Source organism: Streptomyces sp. NPDC059816, from assembly GCF_042732055.1.
Classification (GTDB): Bacteria; Actinomycetota; Actinomycetes; order Streptomycetales; family Streptomycetaceae; genus Streptomyces.
On record NZ_JBHWIQ010000028.1, the window covers coordinates 17,673 to 34,656 of the forward strand.

The window sequence follows — 16,984 nt, forward strand, 5'->3', positions numbered from 1 at the left end:
ACGTGACGCGCGATGACACCGTGTCGGAGATCGGCTGGAGCAGCACCGAGCTGGCGCACCGCAGCGCGCTGTGGTCGCTGCCGCTCGCCCCGGACGAACGACGGCTGCTCTGGGCGGACGCCCGGGCCGGCCACTGGGACCGCGCGGCGCCGGTCCGCAGCCGGCTACGTGACTTCGTGCGGCGCAGCACCGGTGCCGTCGGCATCGCCCACGTCAGCGGGTTGGCGGACCCCGCGGCGCCGGAGGACGACCTGGTGCCGGCCCTGTCGTTCCTGCTGCGGGACCTCGGTGAGATCGTCGCCCAGAACGCGGAGGGCGACCTCAGCCGGGTGCTCCGGGACCAGGACGGCGACGGCGCCACCGAGTTGGGATTCCACTGCGACACCTGCGACCTGCTCGTCCTGCTCTGTCTGCGACCCGCGGCACGGGGCGGAGGGCTCACCAAACTGGCGAGCGCGCGCCATGTGCGGGACATCATCCAGCGGGAGCGACCCGAGGTGCTCGTCACGCTCGGCGAGGACTGGACCTTCGACCGCACGGGTCGGGCCGGGCCCCAGGTCATCGTCTCCCCGATCCTGTTCACCCAACGGGACGGCACCGTCGGCTGCTACTACCAGACCCGTACGGTGCGGTCGTCGCCCGAGCGGGGCGGCCCGCCGTTGACGGCCCGCCAGTGGGAAGCCCTCGACGTCCTCGACGAGGTCCTGTACCGGCCCGAGATCGCCTTCGGCCTGCCGATGGCCGCGGGCGACCTGCTGATCATCCGCAACAGCCGGGTCCTGCACGGACGCTCCCCGTACGTCGACGAACCCGGTCCACGAGCCCGGCGGATGCTCAGGATCTGGATGAACACAGGGACGAACACGGAGGACGCATGACCACCAGCACACCGGTCGACGGCCGGATCGCCCTGGTGACCGGAGGCGGCAGCGGACTCGGCAGGGCCAGCGCGTTGGCGCTGCTCGACGCCGGCTGGTCCGTCGTCGTCGCCGGCCGGCGCAAGGAAGCCCTGGAAGAAACCCTCACCCTGGCGGCCACGGATCCCTCGCGGACGCTGGCCGTCCCCACCGACATCAGGAACCCCGACGAGGTCGCCGCACTGTTCGACACCGCTCGCCGCCGGTTCGGTCGGGTGGACCTGCTGTTCAACAACGCGGGCGCCGCAGCCCCGCGGCAGCCGATCACGGACACCCCGTTCGACGACTGGAAGCGGGTGATGGACACCATCGTCACCGGTGGCTTCCTCTGCGCACGCGAGGCGTTCCGGGTGATGAGCACCCAGTCCCCGGCGGGGGGACGCATCATCAACAACGGTGCGCCGTCCGCCCACGTGCCACGACCGAACTCCGTGGCCTACACCGCCGCCAAGCACGCCGTCCTCGGGCTCACCCGGGTCCTGTCCCTGGACGGCCGGAGGCACGGCATCGCCTGCGGACAGATCGACGTCGGCAACGTCGCCCCGTTGGACGGCGGTCCGCAGCCGGCCGCGCTCCAGGCGGACGGCACGACGGCGGTGGAGGCCGTCATCCCGGTGGAACGCTTCACCGAGGCGGTCCTGCTGATGGCGTCCATGCCGCTGGACACCAACATCCAGTCCCTGACCGTCCTGCCGACCACCATGCCGTTCGTGGGGCGTGGGTGAACCGTGCTGGTCAGCGCCCGCTCCTTCGACGAGTACCGTGCGATGTTCACGCTCACCGACCACGACCTCACCCTGCGGATCCTCGACTGCCCCGGCGGGACCGCGGGCTTCGTCGCCGAAGCCGGACGACGCGGCGTCGACGCCCGGGCCGTCGACCCCGAGTACGCGCACGACCGACGCCGACTCGGCGAACTGGCCCTGCGGGAGGTCCGGTACAAGCACACGGCCCTGGTGACCGAGGCGTCGAAGTACGTGTGGACCTGGTTCGGCGACCCCGAGCGCTACACCACGATCCGGACCGGGGCGGCCCGTGCCTTCCTCGCCGACGTGACCGCCCGGCCGGACCACTACACCGCCGGTTCGCTGCCCCGACTGCCCTTCCACCAGGACGCGTTCGACCTGGTCCTCAGCTCCCACCTGCTGTTCTCCTACGGCGCGCGCCTCGACGAGGCCTTCCACCTCGGTGCGCTGCTCGACCTGGCCAGGGTCGCCCGGTGGGAGGTGCGCCTGTTCCCGGTACTGCTGCACACCAGTGACCTCCGGTACGGCGCACTGGAACGCCTCCGGGGGGAGCTGGCGGACCGGGGTGTCCCGAGCCGACTGGAGCGGGTCGCCTACGCGTTCCAGCCGGGCGGCGACGAGATGCTGGTCCTGTCGTGCACGGACTACCGACCGCCCCCGGGGCCCACGTCGGCCGCCGAGGACCTCGTCGTCGGCGCGGCCGATCCGGTGCGTTGGCGTCACCGGGAGACGACCCCCGCCCGGGGACCCCGGTCCCGTCACCCGTGAGGGGCGTCGCGCAACGGCTCCGCCCCCTCAGCCGAAGGACGTCCGGAACACCTCCTCGAAGGCGGCCCGCACGGCGCCCTCAACGGTCTCCCACCGGGTGTCCTCCCCTGACTGCACGCTGATCTCCGCAGGCCCATGTTCTGCCGCGGAAGCCAGCAGGAATCGATCAGCGGGACGCCGGCGACGACCCGCTGCCCGCGACGGACCGCTCCGCGAAGAGGTCACCGAAGCGGTCGGCGAGTCGTGCGGCGAGCCGGGCCCGCACCAGGGAGAGCCGCTCGATGCGCCGGTCCAGCTCCCGCAGCCGCTGACAGCTCACCTCCGCGACCGCGCAGTGACCGGGCTCCCCGTCCGCGGTCCCGTCGTCGCCGGCGGCGCTGTCCAGGAGATGGGCGAAACTCCGCACATCGGCGACGGTCAGGCCCGCGCGGAGCAGTTCACCGATGGCGTGCAACTGCTCCAGGTGCGCGGACGTGTAGACCCGGTGGCCGGATGAGGTGCGCCCCGGGCGGAGCAAGCCCTGCTGCTCGTAGTGGCGCAACGCCCGAGGGGTCAGCCCCGTGGCGTGCGCCGCCTCGCCGATGCGCATGTCGTCTCCTCGGGGTAGCGCCGTCAGAGCTCGATCAGTACCGCACCGACGTAGCGCCCGTCGAGTAGATCGCACAGCGCCTGCGGGGCCCGCTCGACTCCGCGCACCAACGTGTGCGGGACGGTGAGGGAGCCGTCGCGCAGCCCCCGGCCGAACTCCTCGGCCCACTGCGGAAGGGCGTCGAGGTGAGCGAAGCCCGGCACTCCGCGCGCAGTGATCCCCCGGTTCAGCAGCGTGGCCGTGTCGATCCCGGTCGTGGCGGAGCCCGTCAACTGACTGGCGAGGCTCCCGACCAGCGCGATCCGTGCGCCCTGACGGGCGTGGGCCAGCGCGGCCCGCAACTGGTCCCCGCCGACCACGTCGACGACGGCGTCCAGCCCGTCCGGCGCGACCGAGCGCAGTTGCGCATCGAGGGGACCCGCCGAACGGACCACGGCCGCGTCGTAGCCGAGTCGGCCGGTCAGCACGTCGGCCTTCTCCCGGGTGCTCGTACTGCCGATCACCTTGGTCGCGCCGCGCAGCCGGGCGAACTGGCCGGCCAGGGAACCGACTCCGCCCGCGCCACCGGTGACGAGCACGGTGTCCCCGGGGCGGACCTCCGCGCCGCGCACCACCCCGAGCCACGCCACGAACCCCTGGGAGAGGTGGGCGGCGGGATCGGGGAGCACGTCCAGGTCCAACGGTTGCAGCCCGTCCGCTCCCACCACCGCGTACTCCCGCCATCCCGCACCGTGCTCGACCAGGTCTCCGGGGGTCAGTGAACCGGGCGGAGCGGTGAGCACCTCGCCGACGGCCGGCCCCGACAGGACGGCACCCGGGGTGTAGCCGGGCATGGGGAGGTCGCCGTCCCCCCCCATCAGGGTGCGCATCACCGCGGTGACGCTCATCAGCCGGTTGCGCACCAGTGCTTGTCCCGGCCCGGGCACGGGGACGGGCGCTTCCACCAACCGGAAGTGCTCGGTGGTGAGCGGGCCTTCGGGTCGGCTGACCAGACGGACCTCACGATGGGTGGCGGGGAGCGGGGCCTCGTTCACGGTGGTCTCTTCTCGACGCTCGACAGGGGGACGGCGAGCCGCGGAATGCGGCCGCGACGACGACGCTAGGACTTGACGCACGCGTCAAGTGCAAGTCGCCGCCGTAGCCGGCGTCCTGCTGGTGCGGGGCCTTGAACGCGATGTCGGAATGGCGCCAGTACGACGTGGGGCGACGGAGCAGCATGTTCCTCGAACCCGTTCGGAACAGCGCGGGGCCCGGTCAGGACCCGGTGCCGAACGGGAAAGCAACTGGTGTCAAGAGAAGGACAATCATGGATCTACAGCTTCTGGACCGGGTCGCCCTCGTGACCGGCGCCTCCAAGGGCATCGGGCTGGCCGTCACCCGTTCCCTGCGGGAGGAGGGCGCCAAGGTGGTGGCGGTCTCACGCCGGACGACACCGGAACTGGAGGACCTCCGGGGAGCCGGCCTCCTCCACGTGTCGGCTGACCTGATGGACCCGGACGCGCCGGGTCGGGTCGTGGATCGCGCGATCGAACACTTCGGGGTGCTGGACATCCTGGTGAACAACGCGGGCGGCCGGCCGCCCGGCATCACCATGCCGCGCTCCGGGTTCCTCGGCGGTGACGACGCCGAGTGGCAGGCCATCTTCGAGTTCAACCTGTTCTCGGCCGTGCGCATGACGCGGGCCGCGATCCCCCGGATGATCGAGCGCGGCGGTGGCTCCATCATCAACGTGTCCACCGGCATGGCCCGTCAGCCCGCGAGCGTCAACATCGAGTACGGAGCCGCCAAGGCCGGGCTGTCCAATCTCACCAAGGCACTGTCGGAGGAGTTCGGGCCCCGGGGCATCCGGATCAACACGGTTTCCCCGGGTGCGGTGCGCACCGCGTGGTGGACCGAGAAGGGGGGAGCCGCGGACGTCATCGCCGCCATGGCCGGCGCGGATCGGGACACCGTCCTGGAGACCTTGGCCCCGCAGATGATGGGCCAGGTGACGGGCCGTCTGATCGATCCCCAGGAGGTCGCTGACACCATCCTGCTCCTGGCCTCACCGCGATCGGCCAGCACGATCGGTGCCGACTTCGCCGTCGACGCCGGGTTCCACAAGAGCTTCTGACGCGGGCGGTCGTTCGGCTGCCCGCACCTCGAAGGGCCGCACGCCCTTCAGGGGACGGCGAAGGGGCGGGCAGCCCGTGAGGTGCGGTCCGCCCCCGTCCTGCCGAAGCGCGCCGGTCACCCGCTCGGCGCCCGGGGACCACTCACCCTTCACCGGCGGCGAAGTCGACCTCGATCCACTGCGCATCCGTCAGGTAGCGCCGGTCGTGGCCCTCCGCCACGTGTTGGCTGAACGCCGGGTGACCCGCTGCGGCCTGCTGCCGCATCCACGCGACGAGCGCCCTCAGCCGCTGCGCCGCCGTGGCGGGCAGTCGGGCCCGTTCCGTGCGGGACAGGCCGTAGGCGTCGGCGAACAGGGCGAGGCGGCGCCGCGCTTCCGGAATCGGCAGGGTGTGCTCCACCTCGTCGGGGGCGTACAGCGGAACGAAACGGTAGGCCGTGTAGGCGGCGTCCCACAGCCGGGGGCCTGGATGAGCCGTGTCGAAGTCGATGAAGGCCACCGGGAGTTGGTTGCGGAACACCGTGTTGTACGTGGCCGCGTCACCGTGGCAGATCACTTCCGCCGGTTCGCGCGGGGGCAGCTGCCAGACGTCGCCCCGCTCCCGGACGAAGCCGACGGACGCGTCATGGAGAGCGCGCAACAGGCGCCCCGCGGCCGTCAGTGACGCATCGCTGCGCACTTCGGGTGCGGCGAAGTCGTGCCCGACCCCTCCGGGCAGGTACTCGACCAGTTCCTCGCCCCCGTCCTTACTGAACCCGTACGGACGGGGCGCGCCGGTGAAGCCCGCGTCGCGTAGTTGGGCGAGCAGACGTTGGATCGTGACGCTCCAGGGACCGGCCGGGCGTCGGACCAGGCCGCCTTCCCGGACGACCCGGTTCACGCCGCCGACGAGCACCTCTCGATCTTCCATCAGGCAAGGCTAGCGAGGCCCGTGCCGCGGCGTTGTCAGTCCCGGGTGCGAGGATCTCCCGCATGGTGACGTGCACGTACTTCTCCGCCGCCGACGACGAGTCGGCCCTGGGTGTCCTCGACGCGTTCGGCGGCCCGGACAGCACGACGTTCGACGTGGTGTCCCTGAAGGGCATCGACCCGGTCGTGGTGATCGCCCAGTTGGAAGCGGTCCTGACCGCCTGCACGTACGAGGAGGCGCGCAAGCGCCCCCGCTCCGGGCAGCTGCTCTCCTCTCCCGAGGCCGAGGACGCCTTCGTCATCAGCGTCTCCGACACCTTGCAGGAAGCACTGGCCTCGGCGACGCACCCCTCCTTGAGCGAGGCTGCCGGACCGTGGTGCGAGTCGGACGAGCTCCAGGAGCTCGGGACCACCTCTGAGGAGGCCACCGAGGTACTGGAGCGCCTTGCCGCTCTGGCCGGCCGCGCACGCGCCACGGGGTCCCGTCTCTACTGCTGGTGGGCCCTGTGACGTGGCGTGACGCCCGCGCGGGCCCGGCCCGTCCGGGCGCGGGGCGGGAGGATCAGCGCCCGCGCGCCGCGCGGTTGTGCCGGGCGACCGCGTAGAAGGAGCGTTTGGGTTCCCAGTGGTACGGCGACGCGGGGTCTTCGTGGTCGCGCCTGATCACCTTCACCACGGAGAACGACGCCATGTCCAGGTCGTACCGGGGGTGGGGGGAGTGCGGGCTGTCCCGGGCGATGAAGCCGTAGAGCCACGCCCCGTGGAACCCTTCCCGTTCGAATACCCCGAGCATGTTCGCGATGTGCTCGGCCTGTTCCTGCTCGTCCCGCTGGAGGTCCCCCTTCACCTCGGGCACCGGCTTGTCCCAGTCCACCACCGACCAGCCGTCGCCGCCCCGTTCGGCCGCTCCGCGGAAGGTGCAGCAGCCGAACTCCAGGATCGTGACGGGCTTGTTCCAGCGCCGGAAGGGGGCCAGCTCCCTGGTGTGATCACGAGGGTCGCGGTGGAACGCGTAGTAGTTCACGCCCACGATGTCGAAGAGGTTCCAGTCGATCTCCTCCAGGCCGGCGGCGGCGCCGTAGGTGATGCGGCCGTGGAAGTGCGCCCGGGCCACGGCGACGGCCTCGCGGACGAAGTCGTTGAGCCGCCGCACGATGGCGGGGTAGTCGAACTGTCCCTCGATGAGGTGCTGCATGCGGTCGAAGAAGGTCGCCCCCGGCACGATTCCCGGAGCGAAGAGGATGTACTCACAGCCGACGGCGAGGACCACCTCGGGTTGGTGCGAGGTCCGCAGCTGTTCCGCCAGCCGGGCCGTACGGGCCAGATGAGCGAGGATCTCCGCCTGCGGATGGTCGAACAACCGAGGCTGGAGCGTCACGTGGAGTCCCCGACGCAGCGCCTCGCGCGAAGTCAGCTCGAGCCGGTCGAGATCCGATCCGCAGACCATGACCGCGTTGCAGTGGAGTCCGCGGTCGATCGCCCGCAGGTCGGTCCGCATCAGGGCAGCCGTCCACACCTCGGGAGGCAGGTGGCCCGGTCCGTGTGAGGTGCCGGTGTCGTAGACGACTCCCCGGTACGTGAGCCCCCGCCCGGCGCGTCCGGGTACGCCCCGACCGCCCGCGGCGGTCGCCGCCCCGGGCGTGACCGCCGACCCGGCCACCGCGAGCAGGCCGAGTGCGGCCGCCCGTCGGAGGAAGTCAGCGCGATGCGTCGTGCGTGGCTGTGTCACAGCGTCTCCCGGCTGTAGGTCCCGCCCTTGTCCATGTCCCCCCAGCGTGGTCCGTACGGGGCGGCGGGATCATCCCTCCTGAGTCCCTGCCCGGCTGACCTAAGTCGCTCGTGTAGCGCATCCGGTCAGCCTTCCGTCGTTCCTCCTCTCGCCGCATGGCCAAGTGCCGTCCGCAGAAACGGGGTTGGGGTCCGTTGCGTTGCCCGCCCGACCAAAGATATTCCTTGACAAGAATATTCGTCTCAAGGAATGCTGTGGAACATGGAAGCACTCCTCGCCGCTCTGGCCGACCCCGCCCGCTGGCGTCTCGTGAACCTCTTGGCGGAACGCCCCCGCTCGGTCGGTGTCCTCGCCCAACTCGCCGGGGCGCGCCAACCGCAGACGACCAAGCACTTGCAGACCCTCGAACGTGCCGGCGTCGTCACCTCGCAGCGCACCGGCCAACGCCGGATCTACGCGCTCCGGCCCGGTCCGCTGCGCGGCCTGGCCACCGAGTTCGATCGGCTCGCCGGCACCGCGGACCAGGTCAGTGGCGCACGTGCGACCTATGACCGGTACGGGCTCAGCCTCCAGGCGGAGCGGGGCGCCGCGGAGGGGGCGGGGTGGGCGGACGGCCGGACCTTCCGGTTCCGCCGGCTGCTGACGGGCCGTCCCGAAGCGGTCTGGCGCCATCTGACCGAGCGCCCGCTGCTCGCCCGGTGGTGGACCCCCGACGACCTCCGCGTCTCCGAACTGCTCTTCGAGGCACGACCCGGCGGCCGGATCGTCCAGGAGTACCGCGACGCCGACGACGTCAACGCCTTGGACCGGGTCGCCGGGCGCGCGGAAGGCATCGTCGACGACGTGCTCCCCGGTGAGCGCCTGACCTACCGGCTCTCCCCGCTGCTCCCCGACGGCAGCCCCGCCTTCACCGCCCACGTCGACATGAGCCTCGGGCCCACCGACCCGGGCACGGACCTCCACGTCCACTGGCGGATCACCGACAGCACCGTCGACGCCGCGGACTTCGTCGCAGGCATCGAGATCGGCTTCGGCCAGAGCCTCGACAAGCTCGCGGCGACCCTCGCCGCGGAGTCCGCCGACACCGTCCCCACCGATGCGACCGACACCGATGCGACCGACACCGACGCAAGGAGTGCGCGATGACCGACTCGAACGACCGTAGGGTGACCGCGAACCTGAGCCTCAGCCTCGACGGGCGCTACCACGGCCCCGCCGGGCCCGACGACTTCACGATGTTCGCCCCGTACGTGACGACCGAGGTCGCGCGCGACCACCTCACCCGCATCTGGGAGGGTGCGACGGTGGCCCTGCTCGGCCGGATCAACGCCGAAGGGTTCCTGTCGTACTGGCCGTCGGTCGCCGCGGACGAGAACGCCGATCCGCGCGATCGCGGATACGCGAAGTGGCTGGTCGACACGGAGAAGGTGGTTCTCTCGACCACCTTGACCGAAGCCCCCTGGGAACGTACCCGGATGGCGAACGCGCCAGCCGCCGACGTCGTCGCCGAACTCAAGGCCACCGGCGAGGGCGACATCCTCGTCAACAGCAGCCCCAGCGTCATCAAGGCGCTCCTCTCGGCCGATCTGATCGACCGGCTCCACCTCATGGTCTTCCCCGAGATCGCCGGCGGCGGACAGCGGCTGTTCGACGACGGCCTGCCGGCTTCGCGCTGGACGCTGGCCCATCAGGAGGTCGGCGAACGGGGAGAGATCGCCATGGTCTACGACCGGGCGCGCTGAACCGGCCCGTTCGGCGTGCCGTTGCCCGAAGGAGCCCCGTGCCCGCAGTCGGTGGCATGCGGTGCCCGGGGCGGGGTACCCGCGTCACCGGAAGCAAGCACCGCAGAATCGATGACAGGAGTCAGAACGTGCAGGCCTCCAAGAGCCTTTCAGCCCTTCGCGCACCCTCCTTCGCTCCGGCGCTCGCCCTGGTCAGCGTCGTCTCCGGGGTCCTCGGATTCATCACTCTGAGCCTGCTGCTCGGCCCGCTCGCCGTACTCACCGGCTACCTCGCCCTGACCCAGGACGGCAACTCCGGTACGGTCCTGGCGAAGACGGGCATCCTCCTCGGCATCACGGTCCTCGTCCTCTACGCCGTCCTGCTGGCGGCCCGGCCTTGACGGCACGGCCGGCCGAGACGGACGGAGACCCCCGGTGAGTACAGGACGCTGACCGGCTCGCCCCGCAGCTGGGGCAGTCCGGCCGCCGCTGTCAGCCCTTGCCGGCATTCGACGAGGTCCGCGCGGTACAACGGCCAGCGCGGGTGGTCGTTGGGCAGGTAGGCGACCCCGGTGGGGAAGGCGTTGTGCATGCCCCACCGGGCGGTCAGGAAGTGCTCCAGCTCCGTCGGCTCCTCGACGCGTTCGCCCTTCCGTATCGTGAGGTGGCTGTTGATGCCGCGGGGGCCGGGCCAGCGACGGCGACTGGTGTAGGCGAGGGTGTCGCCCGCGGAGCGCACGGACATGCGGGACCACACGTACGGGAGTCGGAACCCCGCCCGCCCCATGATCACCGGTACCAGCCGGGAGGCGTCCATCGAGCGGAACACCACACCGCGCCGTCCGTCGGCACCGACGGAGTACAGGCGTACGTTGGTCTCCGGGAAGGCGCCGAAGTAGGGGATTCCGGGCAGCCGGAACCAGCCGACCCGGTGCATCCGGAAGGCGATCAGACCGACGTATGTCGTCCCGTGGAGGGTGTCGGGCACCGTCCCGGCCGGTAGCAGCCCTGCCACGAGCTCCGGTTCCACGGCCCAGTGGACGAAGGCGAGGTCCAACCACCACTGGGTGAGTAGTGGACTCGCTATCGCCACGGGGGCGTCCGGGGTGACGGGGTCCGGGAGGTGCTGTGCGGTGGGCATGGCGTCAGCATCACAGACCGACCGGAACCCGAGGGGACGGCGGTGCCGTGAGCCCGTTCCGAGACGAAGGGGCAACGGGCCAGTTCCTCCCGGTCAATTCCGCGTAGAGCAAGGTCAGTGTCCTCGTCCGAGTGCAGGCGCTCGCGGAGCTTCGGTCCCGCCCAGGTGAACGGGTCGCCAGCAGGGGCCGCCGTACCGGGCCGAGCACCACCGCAGAGCCACTGCCCCTGTACACGGAGCGGGTTCGCGTCCATCGCCGCTGGTGAGGGGGCGGACGACGGAACTCCCCGAGCAGGGACACGCGGTGGACCCGCAAGGAGCGCGCAGCACGATCAGATGTCCGTTCGCCGGATTCCTGTCAGAGTCGTTGACACGTTCCGCGGGCCCTCCCTATCTTCACCCTCACCCATGCCGGATCGTTCCGGCAGTCCATGCGGCACCGCCGCCCGCATCTCGGGCGGTCCTCGGATGCCACTGATCGGAGTGCTATGGCCATCCCGTCCGCAGACTGGTTGACGCCGCCGATGGTCGCCGTCGGTGCCGAGACCCTGACCGTCGTGCTGGAGGAGAGGTTCGGAGTGCGCGGCACGCTCCAGGACCTGGGCAGTCAACAGGACCTGAACCACCGGGTGCGCACCGAGGACGGCGGCGACCACGTCCTGAAGATCGCCAACCCGACCACCCGACCCGCCGCCCTGGACCGTCAGGTCCGGGCGGTCGAGGCGCTGACCGCTGCGGCGCCGGACCTCCGGCTGCCGCGGGCCCGCCCCGGCACCGACGGCGCGTTCGTGCAACGGATCACCGTGGACGGCGTCGACCTGTGCGCCCGACTGCTCGACCACGTAACCGGCGAGCCGATCATGGACAGCCGCTACCTCGCCCCCGAGGTGGTCGCCCGCCTCGGCGAACTGTCCGGACGGGTCGTCACCGGACTTGCCGCGGTCGACGTACCGGAGCAGGACGACGCCCGGCTGTGGGACCTGCGCAACGGGCTGGCCGTGGTGGAGGCACTCGCCCCGCAGCTGACCGACCGCGCGGCGGCCACCCGGGTGCTCGCCGCCGCCCGAGCGGCCCACGCACACCTCGCACCGCTCGCCCATCGGCTCCCCGTCCAGACCATCCACGGTGACGTCACCGACAACAACGTGGTCTGTGAGACGGGGCGGGCGGGCCGCGCACGGCCCGTCGGGGTGATCGACTTCGGCGACCTCGGACCCGGTTGGGCCGTCGCCGAACTCGCCGTGACCTGCGCCTCGGTCCTCCACCACCACGGTTGCGGGCCGGCGTCCGTGGTGCCCGCCGTCCGCGCCTTCCACGCCGTGCGTCCGTTGGGGGCCGACGAGATCGACGCGCTGTGGCCGCTGATCGTGCTGCGCTGTGCCGTCCTGGTGGCCAGCGGCCGGTTCGACGCGCTCCAGGATCCCGACAACGCCTATGCCGCCGCGGCGCTCGACCGCGAGTGGGCGATGCTGGAGGCGGCCCTGTCCGTCCCCACCGAGGTGATGGGCGCCCACTTCCGTGCGGCGACCGGCCACCCGGAGCAGCCGGGTCCGCCCACCGCACCGCACCCGCTGCTGGTCGAACCGGGCGGCTCCGTCACGTTCCTGGACCTGTCCGTCCTCAGCGACGACCTGCACGGCGGCGCCTGGCTGGCCCCGGACGCGGAGGCCACGTCGGCGGCGCGGGCGTTCGCCGCGGGAGCGGCGGTGGTGCTCACCCGGCACGGTGAACACCGGATCACCCGGTCCCGCCCCGAGGACCCGGCGGCGGCGACACTGGCGCTCGGCGTGGAACTGCGCACGGCCGGGCCGGTGACCCTGACCGCGCCCTGGGCCGGAACCCTGGTCCACCACGGGCCGCACGGGGTGACCCTGACGGCGGACGGCTGGCACCTGGTCATCGACGACATCGACGAAGGCGGGAGCGGTGGGGGCCGGGGACGTGCCTCGGCCGTCCGTGCCGGGGACCCGATCGGGACGTTCACCCCCCGCGACGGCGGTCCGGCGGCCCATGTCCTGCTCACCCGGCTCGCGCACGACACGCCGCCGCGGTTCGCCGCCCCGGGCCTGGCTCCCGGCTGGCTCGCGTCGTGTCCGGACCCCACCGACCTGATCCTCCCGGCCGGTTCGGCCGAACCGGCCCCGACCTCGCCGACGGGCGACGACGCCGGCACCTCTCCCGCCGCACTGCTGGCCCGCCGTGACCGTTCCTTCGCCACGGTGCAGGAGCACTACTACGGGGCGCCGCCCCGGGTGGAACGCGGCTGGCGGGAGTACCTCCTCGACACCGAGGGCCGCTGCTACCTGGACGTGCTCAACAACGTGACCGTCCTCGGCCACGGCCACCCCCGGCTCGCTACGGCCGTGCACCGACAGTGGCAGCGCCTCAACACCAACTCCCGTTTCCACTACGCCTCCGTGGTGGAGCTGTCGGAACGCCTCGTGGAACTCCTCCCCGCCCCGCTCGACCAGGTCTTCCTGGTCAACAGCGGCTCCGAGGCCGTGGACCTCGCGCTCCGCCTGGCCTGGGCGGCCACCGGTCGGCAGGACACCGTCGCGATCGGCGAGGCGTACCACGGCTGGACCTACGCCAGCGACGCCGTGTCCACCTCGATCGCCGACAACCCCGGTGCGCTCGCCTCCCGCCCCGACTGGGTGCACGCCCTCCCCGCGCCCAACGCCTACCGGGGCGTCCACCGGGGAACCGAAGCCGGGCGGTACGCGCCCGAGGCCGTCGCGGCGATCGAGGCACTGACCGCGTCGGGGCGGCCCCCGGGGGCGTTCATCTGCGAGCCGTACTACGGGAACGCCGGCGGGATGGCCCTGCCCGAGGGCTATCTGGAGCAGGTGTACACGGCGGTCCGCGCGGCCGGCGGACTGTGCGTCGCCGACGAGGTCCAGGTCGGCTACGGACGGCTCGGTCACCACTTCTGGGGCTTCGACCAGCAGGGCGTCGTACCGGACATCGTCACCGTCGCCAAGGCGATGGGCAACGGTCATCCGCTGGGCGCGGTCATCACCACCCGTGAGATCGCCGCGGCCTACCGGACCCAGGGGTACTTCTTCTCCTCCGCGGGCGGCAGCCCGGTGAGTTCGGTCGTCGGGCTCACCGTCCTGGACGTGCTGAGGGACGAGAAACTCCAGGACAACGCCCGCACCGTCGGCGACCGGCTGCGCGCCGGGCTCCAGGAGCTGGCGGAGCGCCACCCGCTGATCGGCGCCGTGCACGGCAGCGGGCTCTACCTCGGCGTGGAGTTCGTCCGGGACCGCAGCACCCGAGAACCCGCGACCGAGGAGACGGCCGCGATCTGCGAGCGGCTCCGTGAACTGGGCGTGATCGTCCAGCCCACCTCGGACCGACAGTGCGTCCTCAAGATCAAACCCCCGCTGTGCCTGACCCCCCACAGCGCGGACCGCTTCGTGTCCGCGCTGGACGACACCCTGACCCACGGATGGTGAACATGCAGTACGGCCCCCGGGCGGCGCCGGACACCCGCGAACCCCGGGCCGGCACCCCCGCCGCCCCGACCATCGCGGACGTGGCACGCCTGGCGGTGGTCTCCAGGACCACCGCCTCCGACGCGCTGCGCGGACGCGGGCGGGTGTCCGAGGCGACCAGGGAGGTGGTGGTGGCCGCGGCACGGCAGTTGGGGTATTCGCCCAACCGCAACGCCCGGTCGCTGCGCACCTCCGTGACGGAGACCATCGGGCTGCACATTCCGGAGTTCTTGACCAGCGCCGAGTACTACATGTCCTTCGTGTTCGGGGTGATCGAGGAGGCGACCAGGGCCAGTCTCAACGTCACCCTGATGTCCGCGGGGCACCTGGGGCACGGGCCCGGTGCCCCGCAGGTCGACGGTCTGGTGCTGTGCGATCCGATGGCCGGTGACCCGGTGGTCGACCAGTTGATGAGTTCCGGTCTGCCCGTCGTGACGGCGGAACGGTACGTCGGGGACCAGGAATCCACCGGGGTCGTCGTCTCCGACCACCGCACCCACCTGGGGGAACTCCTGGACCACCTAGGGGAACGGGGGGCCCGCCGCGTCGCGTTCCTGGCCTCGGACACCACCGCGGAGTGGGCCACCACCCTGTGCGCCACCTACAGCGGGTGGTGCGCCGAGCGGGGGGCACCCGACCTCACCCACCGGGCGCCGTTCGGCTCCACGCCCGAGGCGTTGCAGGCGGAAGTCCGCCGGATGTTCGTCCGCTGCCCCGAGGTCGATGCGATCGTCTGCGCCGCTGACGGGGCCGCGGCGGCGATCCTGCCGCAGCTGCGCGCGGCCGGGCGCACGGTGGGGGAGGACCTGCTGCTGGCCTCCTGCGTGGACAGCTCGGCGATGCGGTTGGCGGACCCCCCGATCACCTCCATCGAACTCCGTCCCCGCTCGGTCGGCGCGGAATGCGCCCGCCTGCTGTGCGAGATCCTCGCCCGACAGGAACCGGAGGGCGCCATCCGTTCGGTTCCCATAGAGCTCAACATTCGGACTTCCACTCGGCCCCTCCGGATTCGATAAGAAGCCCCTTCCGTTACCGCGGGCCTTTTCTGCATGGGTCTTTCGCGAACAGCCGACATGGTTGTTCGCGAAAGACCCATGCTCGTTTCGGTGAATTGCATAATCCTTTCGGATCGTCAGATGTTTTCTTGTGCGTGGCGTTGACACCGGCTTGTGGCGGACATAGTTTTCCGGCACGCCGGAACGATCCGGCTTCGTTGGGCAAGGAGATGACCCGTGCGAAGATCCTCCTCCGTCATAGCCTGTTCCGCCGTCCTGTCGACGGCCCTCACCGCCTGTACGGCCGCCCCGGACCCCGACGCCCCGGCCGACGCCGGCAAGCGCCCCGGCTATCTCGCCGTCGCCGACAAGAGCGTCAACGGCCGCGGCCCGCTCACCGTCCAGGTCGACTACGACTCGGTCGAGGCCGGCGGGCTCGACCCCCAACTCGCCGGCAGCGCCCGTTCCTGGTCCCTCGGCTCCCTGGTCTACGAACCGCTGGTCACCGTGGGCGCCAGCTTCGAGATCAAGCCGCTGCTGGCCAAGTCCTGGACCCAACCCGACCCCACGACCTATGTGTTCACCCTCCGCGACGGGGCCAGGTTCTCCAACGGACGCGCGGTCACCACCGCCGACGTGGTGGGCAGCCTCAAGCGCCTCGCCGCCTCCAAGGCCCCGTACGGCGCCCAGCTCGGCCCCGTCAAGACGGTCCGGGCCACCGGTCCCGCCGAGGTCACCGTCGAACTGAAGAAGCCGTACGGCGCATTCCTCTCCGCGCTGTCGAACACACCCGCGGCCGTGCTCCCCATGAAGGAGATCGAGAACGGCTCAATCGACATCAAGAAACAGATGCTCGGCACCGGCCCCTTCACCGTCCGCGAGCACAAACAGGACCGGCACTGGACGTTCGCACCCAATCCGAAGTACCGCTTCGCCGACAAGATCGGCGTCTCCGAACTACGGGTCGAGATCGTCCCCCAGGAATCCGCCCGACTCGCCGCCGTCCGCAGCGGAAACGCCGGACTCGCGTTCTTCAACAACGTCGACTCCATGGACCAGCTGACCGGAACGCCGAACGCGAAGGTCGTCAACCAGCAGTACAGCGACTTCTACTACCTGATCCAGAACTCCCAGAACCCGACATCGCCGCTGGCCGACCAGAAGGTCAGGTTCGCACTCAACAGCGCACTCGACCGACAGCAGATCGCCGACAACGCGCTCGGCGGTCAGTCCCGGCCGACCGGGGTCGCCCCGTCCGCCCTGCCCGGCGGCTGCGAGCCCGGCGCGCTGCCCGCCGCCAAGGCCGGCGTGGGCAGCGCCGAGGCGGCCGTGAAGGCCGCCGGCGCCGAGGGCACCACCCTGCGCATCGCCGTCTACACCTCCGAGCCCGCACTCGCCCAGATCGCCCAGGTCGTCCAGCAGCAGTACGCCGCCGCCGGGGTCAAGGTGAAGATCGAGAAGTTCGACGACGCGACCTACGGCGAACGGGTCTTCGGCGCGAAACCCGACTTCGACCTTGCCATCGGCTGGTTCGCCGGATACGCCGACGCCTCGATGGTGTCCCGCTGGTGGAACCCGTCGGTCGCCGGCTTCTCCAGCGTCTTCCTCAAGAACGACACCGAGCTGAACGCCCTCATCGACACCGCGTCCGCCCAGGCCCCGGGCGCCGAACGGAACTCCGCACTGCGCGCGGTGTGCGAGAAGGTCGACACCAACGCCGAGATGCTGCCGCTGGTCTCCCGGCCCGGTGTCGTCGGCTACCGCACCGACAAGGTCAGTCCCACCCTCCACGCCCGCGAGGGATACGGGAACCTGCTGCGGAACATCACCGAGTTCACGATCCCCGGCGCCAAGTAGCC

Annotated in this window: 16 protein-coding genes; 11 read left to right on the top strand and 5 right to left on the bottom strand. The window is 71.3% G+C overall.

Annotated elements, in window-relative coordinates:
- Positions 1–2: 2 nt before the first annotated feature.
- The 3 genes from ACFV88_RS29475 to ACFV88_RS29485 are packed head-to-tail and all read left to right on the top strand — an operon-like array spanning position 3 to position 2,431.
- Positions 3–878: a TauD/TfdA family dioxygenase gene (locus ACFV88_RS29475; RefSeq protein ID WP_385495042.1), complete on the top strand. Its 876-nt coding sequence runs from the start codon at positions 3–5 to the stop codon at positions 876–878.
- The gene (locus ACFV88_RS29480) at positions 875–1,642 is read left to right on the top strand and encodes an SDR family oxidoreductase (RefSeq protein WP_385495043.1); all 768 of its coding nucleotides are present in this window, start codon (positions 875–877) and stop codon (positions 1,640–1,642) included. Before ACFV88_RS29475 ends, ACFV88_RS29480 begins: the two co-directional genes overlap by 4 nt.
- A 3-nt stretch (positions 1,643–1,645) precedes the next feature.
- Complete coding sequence (locus ACFV88_RS29485; protein ID WP_385495044.1) at positions 1,646–2,431, top strand: hypothetical protein; 786 nt, start codon at positions 1,646–1,648, stop codon at positions 2,429–2,431.
- A 166-nt stretch (positions 2,432–2,597) separates the two neighbouring features.
- Here ACFV88_RS29485 and ACFV88_RS29490 read toward each other — a convergent pair whose 3' ends face one another.
- Positions 2,598–3,020, bottom strand: a complete 423-nt coding sequence (locus ACFV88_RS29490; protein WP_385495045.1) for a MerR family transcriptional regulator — start codon at positions 3,018–3,020, stop codon at positions 2,598–2,600.
- A 23-nt stretch (positions 3,021–3,043) separates the two neighbouring features.
- A complete protein-coding gene (locus tag ACFV88_RS29495) occupies positions 3,044–4,054 on the bottom strand; it encodes an MDR family NADP-dependent oxidoreductase (RefSeq protein WP_385495046.1) in 1,011 nt (336 codons plus the stop codon).
- Between the two features lie 272 nt (positions 4,055–4,326).
- On the opposite strand from ACFV88_RS29495, the gene ACFV88_RS29500 reads away from it, so the two are divergent.
- Positions 4,327–5,133, top strand: coding sequence for an SDR family NAD(P)-dependent oxidoreductase (locus ACFV88_RS29500; RefSeq protein WP_385495048.1), 807 nt, complete (start codon positions 4,327–4,329; stop codon positions 5,131–5,133).
- A 142-nt stretch (positions 5,134–5,275) separates the two neighbouring features.
- Here ACFV88_RS29500 and ACFV88_RS29505 read toward each other — a convergent pair whose 3' ends face one another.
- Positions 5,276–6,043 (bottom strand): phosphotransferase, encoded by a 768-nt coding sequence (locus ACFV88_RS29505; RefSeq protein ID WP_385495049.1) that lies wholly within the window; start codon positions 6,041–6,043, stop codon positions 5,276–5,278.
- A gap of 62 nt (positions 6,044–6,105) precedes the next feature.
- On the opposite strand from ACFV88_RS29505, the gene ACFV88_RS29510 reads away from it, so the two are divergent.
- The gene (locus ACFV88_RS29510; protein WP_385495050.1) at positions 6,106–6,552 is read left to right on the top strand and encodes a hypothetical protein; all 447 of its coding nucleotides are present in this window, start codon (positions 6,106–6,108) and stop codon (positions 6,550–6,552) included.
- A gap of 52 nt (positions 6,553–6,604) precedes the next feature.
- Here ACFV88_RS29510 and ACFV88_RS29515 read toward each other — a convergent pair whose 3' ends face one another.
- Positions 6,605–7,771 (bottom strand): abortive phage infection protein, encoded by a 1,167-nt coding sequence (locus ACFV88_RS29515; RefSeq protein ID WP_385495051.1) that lies wholly within the window; start codon positions 7,769–7,771, stop codon positions 6,605–6,607.
- Between the two features lie 261 nt (positions 7,772–8,032).
- Here ACFV88_RS29515 and ACFV88_RS29520 point away from each other — a divergent pair, with 261 nt between their 5' ends.
- The 3 genes from ACFV88_RS29520 to ACFV88_RS29530 all read left to right on the top strand — a co-directional run bounded on the left by ACFV88_RS29520 (position 8,033) and on the right by ACFV88_RS29530 (position 9,893).
- On the top strand, positions 8,033–8,917 hold the full coding sequence (locus ACFV88_RS29520; RefSeq protein ID WP_385495052.1) for a metalloregulator ArsR/SmtB family transcription factor: 885 nt from the start codon (positions 8,033–8,035) through the stop codon (positions 8,915–8,917).
- Entirely contained in the window at positions 8,914–9,513 is a 600-nt protein-coding gene (locus ACFV88_RS29525) for a dihydrofolate reductase family protein (protein WP_385495053.1), read from the top strand. Before ACFV88_RS29520 ends, ACFV88_RS29525 begins: the two co-directional genes overlap by 4 nt.
- A gap of 128 nt (positions 9,514–9,641) precedes the next feature.
- On the top strand, positions 9,642–9,893 hold the full coding sequence (locus ACFV88_RS29530) for a DUF4190 domain-containing protein (protein WP_385495054.1): 252 nt from the start codon (positions 9,642–9,644) through the stop codon (positions 9,891–9,893).
- Here ACFV88_RS29530 and ACFV88_RS29535 read toward each other — a convergent pair.
- Positions 9,863–10,633: a YqjF family protein gene (locus ACFV88_RS29535; protein ID WP_385495056.1), complete on the bottom strand. Its 771-nt coding sequence runs from the start codon at positions 10,631–10,633 to the stop codon at positions 9,863–9,865. The genes ACFV88_RS29530 and ACFV88_RS29535 overlap by 31 nt on opposite strands.
- Positions 10,634–11,121: 488 nt before the next feature.
- On the opposite strand from ACFV88_RS29535, the gene ACFV88_RS29540 reads away from it, so the two are divergent.
- The 3 genes from ACFV88_RS29540 (at position 11,122) to ACFV88_RS29550 (ending at position 16,982) form a co-directional block, all read left to right on the top strand.
- Positions 11,122–14,091, top strand: a complete 2,970-nt coding sequence (locus ACFV88_RS29540) for an aminotransferase (protein WP_385495057.1) — start codon at positions 11,122–11,124, stop codon at positions 14,089–14,091.
- The gene (locus ACFV88_RS29545) at positions 14,085–15,146 is read left to right on the top strand and encodes a LacI family DNA-binding transcriptional regulator (protein WP_385495058.1); all 1,062 of its coding nucleotides are present in this window, start codon (positions 14,085–14,087) and stop codon (positions 15,144–15,146) included. Before ACFV88_RS29540 ends, ACFV88_RS29545 begins: the two co-directional genes overlap by 7 nt.
- A 216-nt stretch (positions 15,147–15,362) precedes the next feature.
- On the top strand, positions 15,363–16,982 hold the full coding sequence (locus ACFV88_RS29550) for an ABC transporter substrate-binding protein (protein WP_385495059.1): 1,620 nt from the start codon (positions 15,363–15,365) through the stop codon (positions 16,980–16,982).
- Positions 16,983–16,984: the final 2 nt, after the last annotated feature.

Excerpts from the sequence above, each read along its gene's own strand:
- ACFV88_RS29480 (WP_385495043.1), top strand. The coding sequence starts at position 875 with ATGACCACCAGCACACCGGTCGACGGCCGGATCGCCCTGGTGACCGGA.
- ACFV88_RS29490 (WP_385495045.1), bottom strand. The coding sequence starts at position 3,020 with ATGCGCATCGGCGAGGCGGCGCACGCCACGGGGCTGACCCCTCGGGCG.
- ACFV88_RS29500 (WP_385495048.1), top strand. The coding sequence starts at position 4,327 with ATGGATCTACAGCTTCTGGACCGGGTCGCCCTCGTGACCGGCGCCTCC.
- ACFV88_RS29505 (WP_385495049.1), bottom strand. The coding sequence starts at position 6,043 with ATGGAAGATCGAGAGGTGCTCGTCGGCGGCGTGAACCGGGTCGTCCGG.
- ACFV88_RS29510 (WP_385495050.1), top strand. The coding sequence starts at position 6,106 with ATGGTGACGTGCACGTACTTCTCCGCCGCCGACGACGAGTCGGCCCTG.
- ACFV88_RS29520 (WP_385495052.1), top strand. The coding sequence starts at position 8,033 with ATGGAAGCACTCCTCGCCGCTCTGGCCGACCCCGCCCGCTGGCGTCTC.
- ACFV88_RS29525 (WP_385495053.1), top strand. The coding sequence starts at position 8,914 with ATGACCGACTCGAACGACCGTAGGGTGACCGCGAACCTGAGCCTCAGC.
- ACFV88_RS29535 (WP_385495056.1), bottom strand. The coding sequence starts at position 10,633 with ATGCCCACCGCACAGCACCTCCCGGACCCCGTCACCCCGGACGCCCCC.
- ACFV88_RS29540 (WP_385495057.1), top strand. The coding sequence starts at position 11,122 with ATGGCCATCCCGTCCGCAGACTGGTTGACGCCGCCGATGGTCGCCGTC.
- ACFV88_RS29545 (WP_385495058.1), top strand. The coding sequence starts at position 14,085 with ATGGTGAACATGCAGTACGGCCCCCGGGCGGCGCCGGACACCCGCGAA.